Below are 19,550 nucleotides of genomic sequence, written 5' to 3' on the forward strand. Positions count from 1 at the left end.
GAGGTAGTTTGAATAATGAAGCGTATATTCAGTTGCCAAACCTGCCGGAGTATTGAGATAATTTTTAGTCTGACTCTCGCTCTATTGCATATGAGGTTTCAGTTCATGTCCTGCTGCGCTGGGTGTTCGCGAAGCGGGTTTACCATTAACGAATAGTCTTAGTAGTACCGAAAAAATGGCAGAGAAACGCAATATCTTTCTGGTTGGGCCTATGGGTGCCGGCAAAAGCACTATTGGGCGCCAGTTAGCCCAACAGCTCAACATGGAATTTTACGATTCCGATCAAGAGATTGAGAAACGCACCGGCGCTGATGTTGGCTGGGTCTTCGATGTAGAAGGCGAAGACGGCTTCCGTGACCGTGAAGAAAAAATCATCAATGAATTGACGGAAAAACAGGGAATTGTGCTGGCAACAGGCGGCGGCTCTGTAAAATCCCGTGAAACGCGTAACCGTCTCTCCGCCCGCGGCGTGGTGGTCTACCTGGAAACAACGATCGAAAAACAGCTTGCCCGTACGCAGCGCGATAAAAAGCGTCCTCTATTACAGGTTGAAGCGCCGCCTCGCGAAGTGCTTGAAGCGCTGGCAGACGAGCGCAACCCGCTGTATGAAGAGATTGCAGACGTCACTATTCGTACTGACGATCAGAGTGCGAAAGTGGTGGCAAACCAGATTATTCATATGCTGGAAAGCAATTGATTCTGGCTTAATAAAGTGCGTCAGAGTAAAAGCAACTGAGGTGGACGTCGCGTTATGGAGAGGCTTACTGTAACTCTCGGGGAACGTAGTTACCCGATTACCATCGCGGCTGGTTTGTTTAACGATCCAGCTTCCTTTCAGCCACTGCAATCAGGCGACCAGGTTATGCTGGTCACCAATGAAACGCTGGCGCCGCTTTATCTGGATAACGTTCGTTCCGTACTGGAGCAGGCGGGTGTTAAGGTCGACAGCGTTATTTTGCCCGACGGCGAGCAGTATAAAAGCCTGACGGTGATGGATACGGTCTTCACCGCTTTGCTGCAGAAACCGCACGGCCGTGACACCACACTGGTAGCACTCGGCGGCGGCGTGGTCGGTGATTTAACCGGCTTTGCTGCGGCTAGCTATCAGCGCGGTGTGCGTTTTATTCAGGTTCCAACCACCCTGCTGTCGCAGGTGGATTCTTCGGTCGGTGGTAAAACTGCCGTCAATCATCCTCTCGGTAAAAATATGATTGGTGCCTTCTGGCAGCCAGTTTCTGTCGTTGTCGATCTCAACTGTCTTAAGACGTTGCCGGCGCGCGAACTGTCTTCCGGCCTGGCTGAAGTCATTAAATACGGCGTAATCCTTGACGGTGAATTCTTCGACTGGCTGGAAAATAACATCGATGCGCTGCTGGCGCTGGATGAAAAAGCAATGGCGTACTGTATTCGCCGCTGCTGTGAGCTGAAAGCCGAAGTTGTCGCCGCCGACGAGCGTGAAACCGGGTTACGTGCTTTACTGAATCTTGGACATACTTTTGGTCATGCTATCGAAGCCGAAATGGGCTACGGTAACTGGCTGCACGGCGAGGCTGTCGCTGCCGGGATGGTGATGGCTGCGCGTACGTCCGAACGGTTAGGGCAGTTCAGCGCACAGGATACGCAGCGTCTTATTACGCTGCTACAGCGCGCGGGTCTGCCGGTCAGTGGGCCGCAGGAGATGACCGCGCAGGCGTATCTGCCCCACATGATGCGTGATAAAAAGGTGCTGGCAGGCGAAATGCGGCTGGTGCTACCGCTCGCTATAGGGAAAAGCGAGGTTCGCGGCGGAGTGTCGCACGATGTAGTTCTTGGCGCGATTGCTGATACTGAGCAGGCGCAACAATAAGAAGGTCTAGCCGCGTCCGCGCGGCGTTATCATTTCAGGTGACGTGCAATAGTCGTGAGCATAAGCCTTTTAGTGGGGTGTTAAATGGATGAATTAAAACCAGAAGACGATTTGAGAGCCGATCGCAACGATCGTCGTGCTGGTCGTTCCCGTCAGTCTTCCGAGCGCGATAGCGATCCGCAGATCAATTTTGATGATGTCGATCTTGAGGCGGACGAGAGCCGTCCGACGCGCGCGAGTAAAGCACGTCGTGAGCGCGATGAAGAAGAGTATGAAGAAGACCTGGAGTCTGAAGAAGACGAGGTCGAAGAGCAGCAGGTTGAGCGCCGTCCGCGTAAGCGTAAGAAAGCGCCAGCGAAGCCTGCCTCTCGCCAGTATATTATGATGGGGGTGGGGATCCTCGTGCTTCTGCTGCTGATTGTCGGCATCGGTTCCGCACTGAAATCGCCGTCTTCCTCTAACGAACAAGCGGCGACAGGTGAGAAGAGTATCAATCTGTCAGACGCACAGGACAACAGCGGTCAGCCTGCCGCTCAGGACCAGACCGCGGGTAACGCCCAGCAGCAGGATGTTTCTCTGCCGCCAATTGCGTCTAATCCAACCCAGGGTCAGACTACCGCTGAGCCTCAGGGACAGCAGCGCGTCGAGGTTCAGGGCGATCTGAACAACGCCCTGACTCAGCAGCAGGGCCAGATTGACAGCGCCGTGGCAAACTCTACGTTACCGACCGAACCTGCAACCGTCGCCCCGATGCGCAACGGTGCGGCTCCGCGTCAGGCAACCACCGAGCGCCAGACTCAGACAGCCGCCGCTCCGCGTCCGGCTGAGCGTAAGCACACCGTTATTGAGCCGAAGCCGATGGCTACCGCGAAAGCACCGGTTGAGTCGAAGCCGGCACAGCCGAAGCGTGTAGAAAGCACCGTCGCTGCGGCGCCGGTGAGAACGCCAGCCGTAGAGCCAGCTAAGCCTGCCGCGACTGCCCAGGCTAAGCCGACGCCGGCCGCCGCGCCTGCGGCAACCGCAACTGCTGCTCCGGCGGCGACAGCGGCCGCTTCTGGCGGCAAAACGTCCGGCGACGTGAGCTCGATGAAAGCGGCTCCGGCCGGCAACTACACCCTGCAGCTCAGCTCTTCCTCCAACTACAACAATCTGAGTAGCTGGGCGAAGAAAGAGAAGCTGGATAAGTACGTCGTCTATGAAACTACCCGTAACGGTCAGCCTTGGTATGTGCTGGTCAGCGGCATTTACGCTTCGAAAGATGAAGCTAAACGCGCTGTAGCGACTCTGCCAGCGGATGTGCAGGCGAAAAATCCGTGGGCAAAACCGCTGCATCAGGTTCAGGCTGACCTGAAATAAGCCGCGGCGTAGTCTTAAGCGCAGGGTGCTGTCGGAGCTTTCTCCACAGCTGGAGAATGTGTAATTAGTTAGGCAGCATGAAAAAGAATCGCGCTTTTCTGAAATGGGCGGGGGGGAAATACCCCCTGCTTGACGATATAAAAAAACATTTGCCGCAGGGCGACTGTCTGATTGAGCCCTTTGTGGGCGCCGGGTCGGTATTTCTTAATACCGACTTTTCTCGTTATATCCTCGCGGACATCAACAGCGATCTGATCAGCCTGTACAACATCGTCAAATCGCAGGCAGATGATTATGTTACCGCGGCGCAGGAGATGTTTACGCCTGAGAACAACGTGGCAGAGAGATACTACCAGTTCCGTGCTGAATTCAATCAAAGCCAGGACCCGCTTCGTCGTGCGGTGCTGTTCCTTTATCTGAATCGTCATGGCTACAACGGTCTGTGTCGTTACAATCTGCGCGGTGAGTTCAACGTGCCTTTTGGCCGCTATAAGAAGCCCTATTTCCCCGAAGCTGAACTGTATCATTTTGCACAGAAGGCGCAGAATGCGTACTTCTACTGCGAGTCGTATGCCGACAGCATGGCGCGAGCCGACGGGGCTTCTGTGGTCTACTGCGACCCGCCGTACGCGCCTTTGTCTTCTACCGCTAATTTTACGGCGTACCATACGAGCAGCTTTAATTCTGAACAGCAGGCCCACCTGGCGCAGCTGGCGGAGAACCTGTTCGAGCAGCGGGTTCCGGTTCTGATTTCTAACCACGATACCGCGCTGACGCGCGAATGGTATCGTCTGGCTAAACTGCACGTCGTCAAAGTTCGACGCAGTATCAGCAGCAACGGTGGTACCCGAAAGAAGGTGGACGAGCTTCTTGCTCTTTACCGTCCGCCGAAGACTAAATAATTTTCAAGGAGATGCGGATGAAGCAGTATTTGATTGCCCCTTCGATTCTGTCGGCTGATTTTGCCCGTCTGGGTGAAGATACCGCCAAAGCGTTAGCTGCAGGTGCAGACGTTGTGCACTTTGACGTGATGGACAACCACTACGTGCCGAATCTGACTATCGGCCCAATGGTGCTGAAAGCGCTGCGCGGCTATGGCGTCACCGCTCCCATCGACGTGCACCTGATGGTCAAGCCGGTCGACCGCATCATTCCTGATTTTGCCGCAGCGGGCGCCAGCATCATCACCTTCCATCCGGAGGCGTCGGAACACGTCGACCGCAGCCTGCAGCTCATCAAAGAGCACGGCTGCAAGGCAGGCCTGGTGTTCAACCCGGCAACCCCGCTGAGCTACCTTGATTACGTGATGGATAAGCTGGATGTGATCCTGCTGATGTCCGTCAACCCGGGATTCGGCGGCCAGTCTTTCATTCCGCAGACCCTCGACAAACTTCGTGAGGTTCGCCAGCGCATCGATGCATCCGGTTACGATATTCGCCTGGAAGTCGATGGCGGCGTAAAAGTCAGCAATATCGCGGAAATTGCGGCAGCAGGGGCGGATATGTTCGTGGCCGGCTCGGCGATTTTCGACCAGCCGGACTATAAAAAAGTCATTGATCAAATGCGCAGTGAATTAGCGAAGGTTAGTCATGGATAAATTACAGGCTATTCGCGGCATCGCGTTTGACCTCGACGGTACGCTGGTGGACAGCGCGCCGGGCCTGACGGCCGCCGTTGATAGCGCGCTTTACGCTTTAGAACTCCCGATGGCGGGAGAGGATCGCGTTGTCACCTGGATTGGCAACGGCGCGGACGTGCTGATGGAGCGCGCCCTTACCTGGGCACGCCAGGAGCGCGCGACGCTGCGTGCGGCCGGGGGGAAACCTTCCGTCGATCGCGATGACATCCCGCAGGCCGAGCAGCTCGCAGTGCTGCGCAAGCTGTTTGACCGCTACTATGCTGAAGCCGCGGAAGAGGGTAGCTTCCTGTTCCCGGCGGTTGCCGATACGCTGGGCGCTCTGCACGCCAAAGGGCTGCCGCTGGCGCTGGTAACCAACAAACCGACGCCGTTTGTCGCGCCGATGCTGGCAGCCCTGGATATCGCGAAATATTTTAGCGTGGTTATCGGCGGCGACGATGTACAGAACAAGAAGCCGCATCCCGAACCGCTGCTGCTGGTAGCGGAAAAGCTGGGGCTGGCTGCCGCTGAGATGCTGTTTGTCGGCGATTCGCGTAACGATATTCTGGCGGCGAAAGCGGCCGGCTTTGGCTCAGTCGGCCTGACTTACGGCTACAACTACGGTGAGCCGATTGCGCTCAGCGAGCCGGATTATATCTTTGACCAATTTAACGAACTCTTACCCGCTCTCGGGTTACCGTCCAGTGAAACTCAGGAATTAAAAAATGACTAAGCCCATCGTTTTTAGTGGCGCACAGCCCTCAGGTGAATTGACCATTGGCAACTACATGGGTGCGCTGCGTCAGTGGGTGGGCATGCAGGATGACTATCACTGCATCTACTGCATCGTGGATCTGCACGCCATCACCGCGCGTCAGGACCCTGAGAAACTGCGTAAAGCCACGCTGGATACGCTGGCGCTTTACCTGGCATGCGGTATCGATCCGGCGAAAAGCACCATCTTCGTTCAGTCGCACGTGCCGGAGCATGCGCAGCTGGGCTGGGCGCTGAACTGCTACACCTATTTCGGTGAGCTGAGCCGCATGACCCAGTTCAAAGACAAATCCGCCCGCTACTCGGAAAACATTAACGCCGGCCTGTTTGATTACCCGGTGCTGATGGCGGCAGATATTCTGCTTTACCAGACCAACCAGGTACCGGTGGGAGAAGACCAGAAGCAGCACCTGGAGCTGAGCCGCGATATCGCGCAGCGCTTCAACGCTATCTACGGCGAGGTGTTCAAAGTTCCTGAGCCGTTTATTCCTAAATCCGGCGCGCGCGTCATGTCGCTGCTTGAGCCGACGAAAAAGATGTCCAAGTCGGACGACAACCGCAACAACGTGATCGGCCTGCTGGAAGACCCGAAATCGGTCGTGAAAAAGATCAAGCGTGCGGTAACGGACTCCGACGAGCCGCCGGTGGTGCGCTACGACCAGCAGAACAAAGCCGGCGTTTCTAACCTGCTGGATATTCTCTCCGGCGTTACCGGCCAGAGCATTGCGGAGCTGGAGCAGCACTTCGACGGGAAAATGTATGGTCATCTGAAAGGCGAAGTTGCCGATGCGGTGTCCGGCATGCTGGTTGAGCTTCAGGAGCGCTATAACCGCTTCCGTAACGATGAAGCCTTCCTGAATCAGGTGATGAGAGACGGGGCGGAGAAAGCCAGCGCTCGCGCCTCACAAACGCTGAAAGCGGTATACGAAGCGATTGGTTTTGTTGCGAAGCCGTAAGCATCGGCGGTCAAGACAGAACGCATAAAGTCGGTAAAGAGGGCGGGTTAATCCCGCCCTTTTGCTTTTTTGTCCTTGTCCGCCGCCCGCCCGTTCATCATGCTGCGGGCAGAGAAGCCGAAGCGGCGAATCTTAATGGTTAGAGAACCAGTTGAGCCTGTCGCGAAGGCTCACCACGCGGCCGACGATAATCAGCGCCGGGCTCGCCATCTGCTGCGCCAGCACATCCAGCTGATCCAGGGTGCCGGTGACCACCTTCTGGCTGACCGCCGTGCCGTTTTCAACAATAGCCGCCGGCATATCAGCCGCCATGCCGTGGGCAATAAGCTTCTCTCTGATCGCTGGCGCCTGGTTTAACCCCATATAAAACACCAGCGTCTGCTTTTCGACTGCCAGGTTTTGCCAGTCCAGCTCTCCCCCGGTTTTCAGATGCCCGGTGACCAGGCGAACGCCCTGCGCGAAGTCGCGGTGGGTCAGAGGAATACCGGAATAGGCGGAGCAGCCGGAGGCGGCGGTGATCCCCGGCACGACTGAGAAGGGAATACCGGCATTACACAGGGTTTCGAGCTCTTCGCCACCGCGGCCGAAAATGAACGGATCGCCGCCTTTCAGACGCACAACCCGGCGGCCGTTCTGCGCTTCCCGCAGCAAAATTTGGTTAATCTCATCCTGCGGCACGCAGTGGTAGCCCGCACGCTTGCCGACGAACACCCGGTCGGCGTCGCGGCGAACCAGATTCATAATATCGTCTGAGACCAGCCGGTCATAAACCACGACATCCGCCTGCTGAATCTGCTGCAGCCCTTTCAGGGTCAGCAGACCGGCATCACCCGGTCCGGCGCCCACCAGAACGACTTCACCGCGGTGATCCAGCGGTTCGTTCAGCAGCTGCTCGGTCGTATCGGCTACGGCCTGCCGGTCTTCGTTGGCTAACGACTGCGCCAGGCGGTCGTTCATAAACAGCTTTTCCCAGAAGCGGCGACGCTCGGCCACCGTGGCAAACTGTTTTTTAACCCGCGCCCGCAGCTGGCCGGCATAATGCGCCAGCTGGCCCAAATGGAGCGGCAGAACCGACTCCAGCTTTTCGCGCAGCAGCCGCGCCAGCACCGGTGAAGTTCCGCCGGAGGAGACGGCGACCATCAGCGGCGAGCGGTCGATAATCGAGGGCATAATGAAGCTGGCCTGCTGCGGCGAATCCACGACGTTGCAAAAGATACGTCGCGCTTCCGCCGCCTGGCTGACCTGCTGGTTAACGTCGTTGTCATCAGTCGCGGCGATCGCCAGCCAGCAGCAATCGAGCAGTTGGGGATTAAACCTGTCTTTTACCAGCGTCAGCATCTGTTCATCAGCCCACACCTGAAACTGCGGAGAGAAATCGAGGGCGTTAACCGTTAATTTGGCACCGGCATCCAGCAGCAGTCGCGCCTTACGTTCGGCAACATCACCGCCGCCGACCAGCAAACAGTCGCGATCGCGCAATTGGCAAAAAATGGGTAAGTGATCCACGGAATATCCTCGCAGCAGGGCAATGAGAGATGATGAGCCGCCGTAGCATAGCAGCGGAGTACCTACAAAATATACGACTTTTCCGGTGCTTACCGATTAGTGGGCATAAGCAGAACATATGGTTCCCCCTGAATACCAGAGGGAACCACGGAAAATCAGGCTTTAAGCTGAATTTTTCCGTCTTTTACCCGCGCGTCAAAATGGGCGATGGAGTGGCTCTCATCTTCCATGCAGAAGCCGTCGCGCAGACGAAAACGCTGCTTTTTCAACGGGCTGGCGACCCACAGATCGCCTTCATGTTCGGCAATGATGCCGCGAGAAAGAACGCTGGCGTTGAAGAAGGGATCGATATTGCTGATCGCAAAAACCCGCTCGTCCTGGTAAGGGCGGAATACGGCGACCTGCTGCTGGCCAAGCAGCGCGCAGACCCCGGTTGCCGGCAGGATTTCGTCAATCTTGCAGATGTTTATCCACTGGCTCATGCGTTTTCCTCCACCAGAGTCACCGGGATACGCTCATACGGCGTGGCCGGGCGATGCTGTTCGCGTTCCGGCACAACCTGAACGTTCGGGTCGCGCTGGCTGCTGTTGATAAAGTGCCTGAAGCGGATCTGCGCTGCCGGGCTGTTGACGGTTTCAGTCCACTCGCAGGCGAAGGCTGCACGCAGGCGGGCCAGCTCTTCTTCCAGGTGTTCGTTCAGACCAAGCTTGTCGTCGATAATGACGCGCTTCAGATAATCGATGCCGCCTTCCATGTTATCCAGCCAGGGCGCGGTACGCGTCAGCTTATCGGCGGTACGGATGTAGAACATCATAAAGCGGTCGAGATACTTGAGCAGCGTTTCGCGGTCAAGGTCGGCCGCCAGCAGATCCGCGTGACGAGGTTTCATCCCGCCGTTGCCGCAAACGTAGAGGTTCCAGCCTTTTTCGGTGGCGATGATGCCGACGTCTTTACCCTGCGCTTCAGCGCATTCACGCGTACAGCCGGACACGCCAAACTTCATTTTATGCGGCGTACGGATGCCTTTGTAACGGTTCTCCAGCTCGACGCCGAAGCCTACGCTGTCCCCAACGCCGTAGCGACACCAGGTGCTGCCGACGCAGGTTTTGGCCATACGCAGCGCTTTGGCGTAGGCGTGGCCGGTTTCAAAGCCCGCTTCAATCAGCTGACGCCAGATTTCCGGCAGATCGTCTTTTTGAGCGCCAAACATGCCGATACGCTGCGAGCCGGTAATTTTGGTGTAGAGGTTATATTCGCGCGCGATGCGACCGACGGCCACCAGCCCTTCCGGCGTGATTTCGCCGCCTGCGGAGCGTGGGATAATGGAGTAGGTCCCGTCTTTCTGGATGTTGGCGAGGAAGTTATCGTTGGTCTCCTGCAGCGGCGTATGCTGAGGCTTGAGGATGTACTCATTCCAGCAGGAGGCCAGCAAAGAACCCACGGTAGGTTTGCACACTTCGCAGCCGTAGCCCTTGCCGTGTTTCTCCAGCAGCTCATCGAACGTTTTAATGCCTTCGACGCGGATCAGATGGAACAGCTCCTGGCGCGAGTAGGCGAAGTGTTCGCACAAATTATGGTTAACTTCGATACCCTGTTTTGCCAGCTCTGCGTTCAGCACCTGGGTCACCAGCGGGATACAGCCGCCGCAGCCGGTACCGGCTTTGGTTTCGGCTTTCAACGCGGCAACGGTGTGGCAGCCTTTATTGATAGCGGAAATCAGCATGCCTTTGGTCACGTCGAAGCAGGAGCAGATTTGCGCGCTGTCCGGCAGTTTATCGACGCCAATAGAAGGTTTACCGCTGCCGGCATGGGACGGCAGAATCAACGCGTCCGGGTTTTCCGGCAGTTCGATAGCGTTCAGCACCAGCTGCAGCAGATTGCCGTAATCGCTGGTATCGCCGACCAGCACCGCGCCGAGCAGGGTTTTGTTATCTGCGCTGACGATCAGGCGTTTGTAGACCTCTTTGCTCTCATCAAGATAGACGTAGCTGCGTGCGCCGGGCGTGCGGCCATGCGCATCGCCGATACCGCCAACGTCAACGCCGAGCAGTTTCAGCTTAGCGCTAAGGTCGGCGCCGGTGAAGGCGTTGTCCGCGCCGAGGATATGGTCGACGGTAACCTGGGCCATTTTGTAGCCCGGCGCGACCAGACCATAAACGCGGTTGTTCCAGCTGGCGCACTCGCCGATGGCGTAAATATCCGGATCGGAGGTCTGGCAGGTATCATTCACTACGATACCGCCGCGCTGAGCTACCGCCAGACCGCACTGGGTGGCGAGCTTGTCGCGCGGGCGGATACCGGTGGAGAACACGATGAAATCGACCTGCAGCTCGCTACCGTCGGCGAATTGCATGGTTTTCCGCGCTTCGCTGCCCTGCTGGACGATTTCTTTCGTATTTTTGCTGGTATGAACCTTCACGCCCATACTTTCGATTTTGCGCTTCAGCTGCTCGCCGCCCATATTGTCAAGCTGCTCGGCCATCAGCATTGGCGCAAATTCGATAACGTGGGTTTCAACGCCGAGGTTTTTCAGCGCGCCTGCGGCTTCGAGGCCCAGCAGACCGCCGCCGACTACGGCGCCGCGTTTGCTGCGCCGTGCGCAGGATTCGATGGCGTTAAGATCTTCAATCGTACGGTAAACGAAGCAGTCCTGGGTTTCTGCGCCTTTAATCGGCGGGATCCACGGATAGGAGCCGGTTGCCATGACCAGTTTGTCGTAAAATACGGTGCGTCCCGCGCTGGAGTGAATGACCTTCTCCTGGCGGTTAATCGTAATTGCGCGCTCGCCGATCAGGACGTTAACGCCGTGCTTCTCGTAAAATCCTTCACGAACCAGCGAAAGTTCTTCCGCGGTATGATGGGAGAAGTAAGATGACAGGTGGACGCGGTCGTAAGCGATACGGGGTTCTTCGCAGAACACGGTAATATCAAACTGTCCGGCAGGCGCCTTATCAAGAAGCTCTTCGATAAAGCGATGGCCAACCATGCCGTTACCGATAATAGCGATTCTGACTTTGCTCATTTTTGCCTCGATTTCTTTTCTAATACCGCCTACCTTAACGATTCAGCCGGTACACTTATTGATGCAAATCAAATTCAATCCTGCCTACCACTTAATGGGTATTATCATGATTTATTTAGGTTTTTCTAAGTCATGGAAAAGTCAGGCTTTTCCTTTTTGTTGCTTTTGTGTACAAAAACAGTAGGGAATTGCGGGTTCGGGATGGATGAAAATTAAGCAATTTCAACGGGGGTCATCAAGATGACAGCAGCACCACTTTGGTTGATTCAGAACGTGCGCCTGCCGGACCGCGACGGGCTATGGCAGATAGCAATAGATAAAGGCTGCTTTGGCGATATAACCCCGATGGATGAAGCGCGTGGCGATAGCCTTGAAGTGCTCAACGCCCGCGGTGGGCTGGCCATTCCACCGTTTATTGAACCGCATATCCATCTGGATACGACGCAAACTGCCGGCGAGCCGAGCTGGAATCAATCCGGGACGCTGTTCGAGGGTATTGAGCGTTGGGCAGAGCGCAAGGCTTTGCTGAGCCATGAGGATGTAAAAGCCCGGGCGTGGAAAACCCTGAAGTGGCAAATTGCGAACGGTATACAGTTTGTGCGCACGCATGTCGATGTTTCAGACCCGACGCTGACCGCCTTAAAAGCGATGCTGGAGGTGAAGCAGGAGGTAGCCCCGTGGGTAGATTTGCAGATAGTCGCCTTCCCACAGGAGGGGATTTTATCCTACCCCAATGGGGAGGCCTTGCTTGAAGAGGCGCTGCGCCTCGGTGCCGATGTGGTTGGGGCTATTCCCCACTTTGAGTTTACCCGCGAGTACGGCGTTGAGTCCCTGCATATCGCCTTTCGCCTGGCGCAGAAATATCAGCGTCCGCTGGATATCCACTGCGATGAAATCGACGATGAGCAGTCGCGGTTTGTCGAAACGGTCGCGGCCCTGGCTTTAAAAGAGGGGATTGGCCCACGGGTTACGGCCAGCCATACCACCGCCATGCACTCCTATAACGGCGCCTATACCTCGCGGCTGTTTCGCCTGCTGAAGCTCTCGGGGATCAACTTTGTCGCCAACCCGTTGGTGAATATCCACCTGCAGGGACGCTTCGATGATTATCCAAAGCGGCGCGGTATTACCCGGGTAAAAGAGCTGATGGCCGCAGGGATCAACGTTTGCTTTGGTCACGACGACGTTTTAGACCCGTGGTATCCGCTGGGTACCGGCAATATGCTGCAGGTACTGCATATGGGGCTGCACGTTTGTCAGCTAATGGGCTATCAGCAGATTAACGACGGGCTGAAGCTGATTACCGACAACAGCGCCCGCACTTTTGGTCTGAGCGACTATGGCATCTGCCCGGGGAATACGGCCAACCTGATTATTCTACCTGCGGAAAACGGTTTCGAAGCCGTGCGCTGCCAGGTACCGGTACGCTGGTCCATTCGTCAGGGGCGGGTGATTGCCACAACGCAGCTGGCGCAGACCTGGATACAGACCGATAAAGGCGGGGAGGAGCTGTTCTTTACCCGTAATAGCCCCTCTGCTGACGCAAAGGGGCCAAAGGTCTAACGCGACTTAGTGTGACCCTGCCTGCGCGCCGTGCTGGCGGTGGCGGGAGACGAAGCCGAGGATAATGCACATCACAAATACCACGGCATAGAGGCCGTTAGCGGTTTGCAGCGCTGCCAGCGGCCCGCTGGCGGCGACGATAGGGCCGGTGACCACGAAGGTCAGCATCGTCCCGATGGTGCCGCAGGTGAGCACAAAGTTAACCAGCTTCGGTGACGACACTTTGGTCTGCTGCGAGCCCAGGGTGATCAGCGAGGTGTAGATAGCGCTGGAGAAGAAGCCAAGGGTCAGGATAAACCACGGCATATGCTCCGGTGAACCGTTAATAAACAGGTACATCAGCACCGTAGCCAGGCCCGCCAGAACGGTAAGAATGCGCTGCAGGTCGAAGAAACGCAGAATGAAGCTGAATGACCACATACCGATCATGTACGACATCCAGAAATCGCTCACCAGCTTACCCGCGTCGCCAAGGCTCATGCCCAGGCCCTTGGCATATTCCGGCACCCAGGAGATAAAGCCCAGCTGTCCAAGGATATAGCACAGCGCGGCGATGGAAAGAAACAGCACGCCGATACCCCACTTCTCTTTGACTACCGGCTGGCTGTCCTGCTGCGCTTTTTTACCCAGCACCGGGAATTCACAGCCGAAGGTCAGAACGAAGATGGCGACGTAAACCAGACCAATACAGACATACACCCAGTACCACTCAATGCTGCGCGCCAGCAGATAGGCGGCAACCATCGGGAAAATCATTCCCGCCATGCTGAAGAAGGAGTCGGTGAACAGCAGGCGAGCGCCGCGCTGGCGGCCTTCGTACATATGGGTTATCAGGAAGGTACCGATCGACATGGTGATCCCGCTGACCAGACCCAGCACGAACATCGCCGCGGAGAACAGCGTCAGGCTGTGGCCAAAGATCAGCCCGATTACCGCCAGTACCATCAGGATAAAGCCAAAACGCAGCTGCGTTTTCAGCGGCACGATTTCCATCAGCCAGGCGTTCAGGAAGATAGAGATCAGGATCCCGGCATTGAGGAAGGTGAAGGTGTTGCTCATACTGGAAACGGGCAGATGGAAGTAATCCGCGATATTGCCCATCACCATCCCGGTGACGATCACCAACGCTCCGGTCAGGGCGTAGGAGAAGAAGCTGATCCATGTGAGCTTGATACGATTGCTGTTAGTCATGACTGGCCTGTGAATAGAAATGTAAAGCGCGTTGACTCTGCGCCAGGGCGAACAGATTTTATTCATTCGAGTGATGTAAGCAAACGTTTATTATGAAATGTAGATCTTTTTGCATGGATTAGTGTGATGTGGATCTCTTTTATATATTCAGCCGAGCGGCAGACGCCTCGTTACAACTGTTTCAGCTACGTAAAATTAGGTAAAAGGCTGGCCCAGGATGCAAAGGCTCTTTAGAATCAATGCACTTGCTTTTTTTCTGCTCCGTTAAGGAATCTCGATGCTCAAATCAACTCTGGCGGCGGTGGTTGCCGTTTTCGCTATTTCCGCTTTCTCCCCGGCTATGGCAGCGAAGGGCGATCCTCATGTCTTGCTGACGACTTCTGCGGGAAATATTGAGCTGGAGTTAAATAGCCAGAAAGCACCGATTTCCGTAGATAACTTCCTCAAGTACGTGAACAGCGGCTTCTACAACAACACCACTTTTCACCGCGTGATCCCAGGGTTCATGGTGCAGGGCGGTGGCTTCAGCGAACAGATGCAGCAAAAGCAGCCGAACCCGCCGATCAAGAACGAAGCGGACAACGGCCTGCGTAACACCCGCGGTACCATCGCGATGGCGCGCACCGCCGATCAGGACAGCGCGACCAGCCAGTTCTTCATCAACATTGCGGACAATGCCTTCCTCGACCACGGACAGCGTGATTTTGGCTACGCGGTGTTCGGTAAAGTCGTCAAAGGAATGGACGTCGCCGACAAGATTTCTCAGGTCCAGACGCATAACGTTGGGCCGTATCAGAATGTGCCGTCAAAACCTGTCGTGATCCTCTCAGCGAAGGTCCTGCCTTAAGTTCTTCCGCGCGGGCGGCTCACGCTCGCGCCGTTGTTTCCGCCTTTCTGCGTGACCCGAAATTGCTGCTTATACTTGTGGCACAGGGGACGATAAGAGAGGCGAGCATGCGTTCACTCACCGATAAGCAAAAATCCCGGCTCTGGGAACAGACTCGTAGCGTGAATTTTCAGGCCAGCCGTCGCCTGGAAGGGGTCGCTGTACCTTTGGTGACGCTAAGCTCCGAGGAAGCGCTGGCGCGTCTTGCTGAGCTGAGGGGGCGTCATGAGCAGTAAATATGGCGACGATCGCGATCCCTATCTCTATCCCGTACTCGATGTATTGCGTAATCTTCCCGGCATTCGCCAGGCCCGGCGTCTGGAGCAGGTGATGCTGGAGGTCACCTCGCTACGCGCGGCGACGATTCCCCTGGGGCCGCGCGGGCGCGGGCTGCCCTATCTCTGCTCTATTCACCATCAGCTCTACCAGGATATTTTTTCCTGGGCCGGACAGTTCAGGGAAATTGATATCTATCAGGGAGATACTCCTTTTTGTCATTTCGCATGGATTGAAAAGGAGGGCAACGCGCTGATGCGTGCTCTGGAAGAGGAGAACTATCTGAGCGGCCTGGAGCGCAACGCTTTTATTGCGCGCCTGAGCTGGTACTACGGCGAAATCAATGTGCTGCACCCTTTTCGCCTCGGCAGCGGGCTGGCGCAGCGCATTTTCTTTGAGCAGCTGGCGATTCATGCCGGCTTTATCCTCGACTGGCGCGATATCGATCCTGAGGAGTGGAGCCGGGCTAATCAGCTGGGGGCCATGGGCGATCCTCAGCCGCTCGAACGGATCTTTGCCAAAGTGGTAAGCGAAGCGCGAGAATCTGAGTAGAATAGCCCGGTTTTGTTCTTTCCGGAGCCACTATGATCCTGCTTATCGACAACTATGATTCTTTTACCTGGAATTTGTATCAGTACTTCTGCGAGCTGGGAGCCGAAGTGCTGGTTAAGCGTAACGATGAGCTGACGCTGGAGGAGATCGCGGCGCTGGCGCCGGAGAAAATCGTTATCTCACCAGGCCCCTGCACTCCGGATGAATCGGGGATTTCCCTGGCCGTCATCGGGCATTATGCCGGGAAGGTGCCGCTGCTGGGCGTCTGCCTGGGCCATCAGGCTATCGCCCAGGTCTTCGGTGCCACCATCGTCCGCGCCGCCAAAATCATGCACGGAAAAACGTCGCCCGTCAGCCACGGCGGACGCGGCGTGTTTCAAGGGTTAAGCAATCCTCTCACCGTCACCCGCTACCACTCTCTGGTCATTGACCCGGATACTCTGCCTGACTGCTTCGAAGTGACGGCCCGCAGCGAGAGCGGAGAGATTATGGCTATTCGCCATCGCGAGTGGGATCTTGAAGGGGTGCAGTTTCACCCGGAAAGTATCCTCAGCGAGCAGGGGCATCAGCTGCTGGCAAACTTCCTCAATCGTTGATTTGTAGTTGCCATTGACTGATTTTTTATGCATATTTTGTGATTATAATATCACTATCATCATTGCATAACGAAGAAGGATGGCATCACATGGCAACTGAGCAACCGGCAATTACCCGCGCCACGTTCGATGAGGTTATTTTGCCGATTTATGCACCGGCAGAGTTTATTCCGGTAAAAGGTAAAGGTAGCCGCGTATGGGATCAGCAGGGCAAGGAGTACGTTGATTTTGCTGGTGGTATTGCCGTCACGGCGCTAGGCCATTGCCATCCGGCGCTGGTTGCGGCGCTGCATGAGCAGGGGGAAACGCTGTGGCATACCAGCAACGTATTCACCAACGAACCGGCGCTGCGCCTGGGCCGCAAGCTGGTCGATGCTACCTTCGCCGATCGCGTGGTGTTTATGAACTCCGGCACCGAAGCCAACGAAACCGCATTCAAGCTGGCGCGTAACTACACGATCACCCGCCATAGCCCCTATAAAACCAAAATTATCGCCTTCCATAACGCTTTCCACGGCCGTTCGCTGTTTACGGTATCCGTTGGCGGACAGCCAAAATACTCTGATGGCTTCGGGCCAAAACCGGCGGATATCGTTCACGTGCCGTTCAACGACCTGCACGCGGTGAAGGCGGTAATGGACGATCACACCTGCGCGGTGGTGGTCGAGCCGATTCAAGGCGAAGGCGGCGTGATGGCCGCGACTCCTGAGTTCCTCAAAGGCCTGCGTGAACTGTGCGACCAGCACCAGGCCCTGCTGGTATTTGATGAAGTGCAGTGTGGGATGGGGCGCACCGGCTCGCTGTTCGCCTATATGCATTACGGCGTGACGCCGGATATCCTGACCAGCGCGAAAGCGCTCGGCGGCGGTTTCCCGGTTAGCGCCATGCTGACCACCCATGACATTGCCAGCGCGTTCCATGCCGGCTCTCACGGTTCAACCTACGGGGGAAACCCGCTCGCCTGCGCCGTCGCCGGTGCGGCGTTTGATTTGATTAACACGCCTGAGGTACTGGACGGAGTCAACGCGAAGCGCGAACGCTTTGTGCAGCATCTGCAGCAGATTGATGCCCGCTTCGATCTGTTTAGCGATATTCGCGGTATGGGGCTGCTGATCGGCGCGGAGCTGAAACCGCAGCATCACGGCCGGGCGCGTGATTTCCTGTATGCCGCGGCGGATGCGGGCGTTATGGTGCTCAATGCCGGGCCTGACGTCATGCGTTTTGTGCCTTCGCTGGTCATTGACGAGAGCGATATTGATGAAGGAATGGCGCGCTTCGCGCAGGCCGTTCAGCGCGTACTTAGCGCTTAGTTGCGCGTAGCCAGATGCCGTGATGCGGGCGCTGACGCCATGCCACCGACGAGATGGTGTGCATGGTGTTCAGATGATCGAGGATCCGCTGCAGGTGCTGCTCCATAGTGCTCAGCGGGCCACGGGGCACGTCCGCATTCTGCGACTCCATGATATTCACCTCGCCGGCGCTACCCGGCCCGTCGGTATCCAGCCGCTGCTGGCAGCGCTGCAGCGCAATTTCACAGGATTCAAGATAGCGCCGGGCTAGATCCGGCGTCAGCATATTGTGCTCGCGGGCCAGCGTGGTCATGGCGTTGATATGTTCGACAATAAACTGGCTATGGGTGACCCACAGCTTCATATCGTCAAGATAGTGCGAGTTAAACCCGGGCTCCTGCATTGCCTGATTCAGCGAGTTATACAGCGAGTTATGCGCCTGGTTGACGCGCATCCGCCGGTAGGCCAGCGCCGGCGCCTGGTGATCGTCGCTGAGAATGAGCCGGATGGCTTCCTGGTCCGCTTCCAGCGCGTCGTGGGCGTTTTTACGCAGCAGCCCGCTCTGCCACTGCGGCCACAGCCACACCATCCCTCCGAAGGCGATCAGGCATCCGATAAGCGTATCGATAAGCCTGGCGACAATAAACTGTTCGCCGTTAAGCGTCAGCAGCTGCAGGGTATACACCGCCGTGACGGTAAAGCCAACCATCGCCCAGCCGTAGCTCTTACGGATAATCAGATAGCTCAACAGCGTGATAATCAGCATCGCGGTCAGCGTATAGCCCTCCGGGACGTGGAAGTGCAGCGTCAGCCCGGCAATCACCAGGCCGGCAAGGGTACCCGCCGCCCGATGCACGATGCGGACCCGCGTCGCGCCGTAGCCGTTCTGGGTAACGAAAAGCACCGTCATCAGGATCCAGTAGGGTTTGGGAAGATGTAGCGCGCTGCCCATCAGGCTCGCGGCGGTGAGCATCACGCTGATCCGGGCGGCGCTGCGCAAAGCCGGTGATTTGTAAGAGAGATAGTTCTTCAGCGCAGGAAGCAGCGGCAGGCGGCGTTCCTTATCGGCCATCAGGTTACGCGCGTACAGCGGCCGCTGGGTGCGTAGCACCCGGGCAAGGCGGCTGAAGTGCCATGCGCAGAACTGCCCGACCGGGTTGTCGGGGTGCTGCGAGGCAATCTTCTCCAGCGCGCCGATCTGTTTATCCATATTAAAGCGCTGCGGATAGCGGTGGTACAGGATGTCATCCGCCAGAACCCTCAGCCGCGCCGCGACGGTTTGCGCATTCCAGCGGATTACCGCTTCAGCGTGGCTGCGTTCGACCAGTTTCTGCACCTCCTCCGGCTGATGCAGGCTGACGGAAATATGCTCCTGGAGATCGAGGGCAACCTGAAACGCCCGCAGCAGGCGCTTATGATCGTTACGCTGATTGGCCGCCAGCATATGCATCTGCTGGTAGCACTGGGTGATCATGTCGACGACCTTTTGCTGGCGGGTCAGCAGCGGAGGCAGCGAGGTTGCCGGGTCGATATGCTGGGTCAGCAGGCTGTATTTGGCTTCGCAATAGTTGGCCAGCTCCCGGTAGAGCAGGCTGAGGGATTCGCGCAGCGGCTGCTCGCGCCATAGCCAAAACCAGAACCAGTTGAATAGTCCGTACCACAGCGTGCCGAGCGCGTAGATCAGCAGCGGCTCCCAGACCGGCATATTGCCGGCGAGGCTCAGGGTAAAGATGGCGGCAATCAGCGAGGCGGGCAGCAGCCTCGCGTGCAGCGAGCTGATCTCTGCCGTGACGCCAAGGAGCAGGGTCAGGCCGCTGAGAATTAGTGGGAGCGGGATATCATGCTGGAGAAGGAGCTGAACGATCAGGCTACAGCCGGCAAAAAGCGAGCCTCCAATAATCAGGCGCTTAAAGAAGCGCTTATGCGGCGTATCAAGGCCGGCGACGTTGCAGCATGCGGGAACCAGCGAGAACAGCAGGCCCTGCTGCAGATGGCCGAGGAGAAGGCCAATTGCGACCGGCAAACACAGCACCAGCGTTTGCCGCAGTGCGTAGTTGACTTCCGGGTGGTAAATCAGCCTGCGCCACATAGAGGGAAAACAAAAACGGCGTATTGCGGG

At 56.7% G+C, this 19,550-nt stretch carries 18 protein-coding genes; 13 read left to right on the forward strand and 5 right to left on the reverse strand.

Annotated elements, in window-relative coordinates:
* Nucleotides 1-175: 175 nt before the first annotated feature.
* The 7 genes from aroK to trpS all read left to right on the forward strand — a co-directional run bounded on the left by aroK (nt 176) and on the right by trpS (nt 6,550).
* Complete coding sequence (gene aroK, locus NWP14_RS17345) at nt 176-697, forward strand: shikimate kinase AroK (RefSeq protein WP_004868452.1); 522 nt, start codon at nt 176-178, stop codon at nt 695-697.
* Nucleotides 698-751: 54 nt separating this feature from the next.
* Nucleotides 752-1,846 (forward strand): 3-dehydroquinate synthase, encoded by a 1,095-nt coding sequence (gene aroB / locus NWP14_RS17350; RefSeq protein WP_331835168.1) that lies wholly within the window; start codon nt 752-754, stop codon nt 1,844-1,846.
* 84 nt (nt 1,847-1,930) lie between these two features.
* A complete protein-coding gene (gene damX, locus NWP14_RS17355; protein ID WP_331835169.1) occupies nt 1,931-3,202 on the forward strand; it encodes a cell division protein DamX in 1,272 nt (423 codons plus the stop codon).
* A gap of 77 nt (nt 3,203-3,279) precedes the next feature.
* On the forward strand, nt 3,280-4,104 hold the full coding sequence (dam, locus tag NWP14_RS17360; protein ID WP_095105276.1) for an adenine-specific DNA-methyltransferase: 825 nt from the start codon (nt 3,280-3,282) through the stop codon (nt 4,102-4,104).
* Nucleotides 4,105-4,121: 17 nt separating this feature from the next.
* Nucleotides 4,122-4,799, forward strand: coding sequence for a ribulose-phosphate 3-epimerase (rpe, locus tag NWP14_RS17365; RefSeq protein ID WP_095105275.1), 678 nt, complete (start codon nt 4,122-4,124; stop codon nt 4,797-4,799).
* Nucleotides 4,792-5,553 (forward strand): phosphoglycolate phosphatase, encoded by a 762-nt coding sequence (gene gph / locus NWP14_RS17370; protein ID WP_095105274.1) that lies wholly within the window; start codon nt 4,792-4,794, stop codon nt 5,551-5,553. The genes rpe and gph overlap by 8 nt, the downstream gene beginning before the upstream one ends.
* Nucleotides 5,546-6,550: a tryptophan--tRNA ligase gene (gene trpS, locus NWP14_RS17375; protein ID WP_095105272.1), complete on the forward strand. Its 1,005-nt coding sequence runs from the start codon at nt 5,546-5,548 to the stop codon at nt 6,548-6,550. The genes gph and trpS overlap by 8 nt, the downstream gene beginning before the upstream one ends.
* Before the next feature lie 132 nt (nt 6,551-6,682).
* Here trpS and cysG read toward each other — a convergent pair whose 3' ends face one another.
* The 3 genes from cysG to nirB form a co-directional block, all read right to left on the reverse strand.
* On the reverse strand, nt 6,683-8,056 hold the full coding sequence (cysG, locus tag NWP14_RS17380) for a siroheme synthase CysG (protein ID WP_375215733.1): 1,374 nt from the start codon (nt 8,054-8,056) through the stop codon (nt 6,683-6,685).
* Between the two features lie 155 nt (nt 8,057-8,211).
* The gene (nirD, locus tag NWP14_RS17385) at nt 8,212-8,538 is read right to left on the reverse strand and encodes a nitrite reductase small subunit NirD (RefSeq protein WP_095105270.1); all 327 of its coding nucleotides are present in this window, start codon (nt 8,536-8,538) and stop codon (nt 8,212-8,214) included.
* The gene (nirB, locus tag NWP14_RS17390) at nt 8,535-11,078 is read right to left on the reverse strand and encodes a nitrite reductase large subunit NirB (protein WP_331835171.1); all 2,544 of its coding nucleotides are present in this window, start codon (nt 11,076-11,078) and stop codon (nt 8,535-8,537) included. The genes nirD and nirB overlap by 4 nt, the downstream gene beginning before the upstream one ends.
* 240 nt (nt 11,079-11,318) lie before the next feature.
* Here nirB and NWP14_RS17395 point away from each other — a divergent pair, with 240 nt between their 5' ends.
* The gene (locus tag NWP14_RS17395; protein ID WP_375215734.1) at nt 11,319-12,641 is read left to right on the forward strand and encodes a cytosine deaminase; all 1,323 of its coding nucleotides are present in this window, start codon (nt 11,319-11,321) and stop codon (nt 12,639-12,641) included.
* Between the two features lie 6 nt (nt 12,642-12,647).
* Here NWP14_RS17395 and tsgA read toward each other — a convergent pair whose 3' ends face one another.
* A complete protein-coding gene (gene tsgA, locus NWP14_RS17400) occupies nt 12,648-13,832 on the reverse strand; it encodes an MFS transporter TsgA (protein WP_331835173.1) in 1,185 nt (394 codons plus the stop codon).
* Nucleotides 13,833-14,109: 277 nt separating this feature from the next.
* Between tsgA and ppiA the strand changes: the two genes are divergently transcribed.
* The 5 genes from ppiA to NWP14_RS17425 all read left to right on the forward strand — a co-directional run bounded on the left by ppiA (nt 14,110) and on the right by NWP14_RS17425 (nt 17,452).
* The gene (ppiA, locus tag NWP14_RS17405; RefSeq protein ID WP_045854052.1) at nt 14,110-14,679 is read left to right on the forward strand and encodes a peptidylprolyl isomerase A; all 570 of its coding nucleotides are present in this window, start codon (nt 14,110-14,112) and stop codon (nt 14,677-14,679) included.
* A 107-nt stretch (nt 14,680-14,786) separates the two neighbouring features.
* Nucleotides 14,787-14,954 carry a YhfG family protein gene (locus NWP14_RS17410; protein WP_375215735.1) on the forward strand — a complete coding sequence of 56 codons (168 nt, stop codon included), beginning with the start codon at nt 14,787-14,789 and terminating at the stop codon, nt 14,952-14,954.
* Nucleotides 14,944-15,546 (forward strand): putative adenosine monophosphate-protein transferase Fic, encoded by a 603-nt coding sequence (locus NWP14_RS17415; RefSeq protein ID WP_095105260.1) that lies wholly within the window; start codon nt 14,944-14,946, stop codon nt 15,544-15,546. The genes NWP14_RS17410 and NWP14_RS17415 overlap by 11 nt, the downstream gene beginning before the upstream one ends.
* A 32-nt stretch (nt 15,547-15,578) precedes the next feature.
* Complete coding sequence (pabA, locus tag NWP14_RS17420) at nt 15,579-16,142, forward strand: aminodeoxychorismate synthase component 2 (RefSeq protein ID WP_375215736.1); 564 nt, start codon at nt 15,579-15,581, stop codon at nt 16,140-16,142.
* An 89-nt stretch (nt 16,143-16,231) separates the two neighbouring features.
* On the forward strand, nt 16,232-17,452 hold the full coding sequence (locus NWP14_RS17425; RefSeq protein ID WP_375215737.1) for an aspartate aminotransferase family protein: 1,221 nt from the start codon (nt 16,232-16,234) through the stop codon (nt 17,450-17,452).
* Here the strand turns inward: NWP14_RS17425 and NWP14_RS17430 are convergent.
* The gene (locus NWP14_RS17430) at nt 17,442-19,520 is read right to left on the reverse strand and encodes a YccS/YhfK family putative transporter (protein WP_331835177.1); all 2,079 of its coding nucleotides are present in this window, start codon (nt 19,518-19,520) and stop codon (nt 17,442-17,444) included. The genes NWP14_RS17425 and NWP14_RS17430 overlap by 11 nt on opposite strands.
* Between the last annotated feature and the right edge of the window lie 30 nt (nt 19,521-19,550).

Origin of the sequence: Klebsiella sp. C349492 (assembly GCF_042055345.1) — a bacterium.
Classification (GTDB): domain Bacteria; phylum Pseudomonadota; class Gammaproteobacteria; order Enterobacterales; family Enterobacteriaceae; genus Klebsiella; species Klebsiella scottii.

Coding starts and splice junctions, on each gene's coding strand:
- aroK (WP_004868452.1), top strand. CDS start 176: ATGGCAGAGAAACGCAATATCTTTCTGGTTGGGCCTATGGGTGCCGGC.
- aroB (WP_331835168.1), top strand. CDS start 752: ATGGAGAGGCTTACTGTAACTCTCGGGGAACGTAGTTACCCGATTACC.
- damX (WP_331835169.1), top strand. CDS start 1,931: ATGGATGAATTAAAACCAGAAGACGATTTGAGAGCCGATCGCAACGAT.
- dam (WP_095105276.1), top strand. CDS start 3,280: ATGAAAAAGAATCGCGCTTTTCTGAAATGGGCGGGGGGGAAATACCCC.
- rpe (WP_095105275.1), top strand. CDS start 4,122: ATGAAGCAGTATTTGATTGCCCCTTCGATTCTGTCGGCTGATTTTGCC.
- gph (WP_095105274.1), top strand. CDS start 4,792: ATGGATAAATTACAGGCTATTCGCGGCATCGCGTTTGACCTCGACGGT.
- trpS (WP_095105272.1), top strand. CDS start 5,546: ATGACTAAGCCCATCGTTTTTAGTGGCGCACAGCCCTCAGGTGAATTG.
- nirD (WP_095105270.1), bottom strand. CDS start 8,538: ATGAGCCAGTGGATAAACATCTGCAAGATTGACGAAATCCTGCCGGCA.
- nirB (WP_331835171.1), bottom strand. CDS start 11,078: ATGAGCAAAGTCAGAATCGCTATTATCGGTAACGGCATGGTTGGCCAT.
- NWP14_RS17395 (WP_375215734.1), top strand. CDS start 11,319: ATGACAGCAGCACCACTTTGGTTGATTCAGAACGTGCGCCTGCCGGAC.
- tsgA (WP_331835173.1), bottom strand. CDS start 13,832: ATGACTAACAGCAATCGTATCAAGCTCACATGGATCAGCTTCTTCTCC.
- ppiA (WP_045854052.1), top strand. CDS start 14,110: ATGCTCAAATCAACTCTGGCGGCGGTGGTTGCCGTTTTCGCTATTTCC.
- NWP14_RS17410 (WP_375215735.1), top strand. CDS start 14,787: ATGCGTTCACTCACCGATAAGCAAAAATCCCGGCTCTGGGAACAGACT.
- NWP14_RS17415 (WP_095105260.1), top strand. CDS start 14,944: ATGAGCAGTAAATATGGCGACGATCGCGATCCCTATCTCTATCCCGTA.
- pabA (WP_375215736.1), top strand. CDS start 15,579: ATGATCCTGCTTATCGACAACTATGATTCTTTTACCTGGAATTTGTAT.
- NWP14_RS17425 (WP_375215737.1), top strand. CDS start 16,232: ATGGCAACTGAGCAACCGGCAATTACCCGCGCCACGTTCGATGAGGTT.
- NWP14_RS17430 (WP_331835177.1), bottom strand. CDS start 19,520: ATGTGGCGCAGGCTGATTTACCACCCGGAAGTCAACTACGCACTGCGG.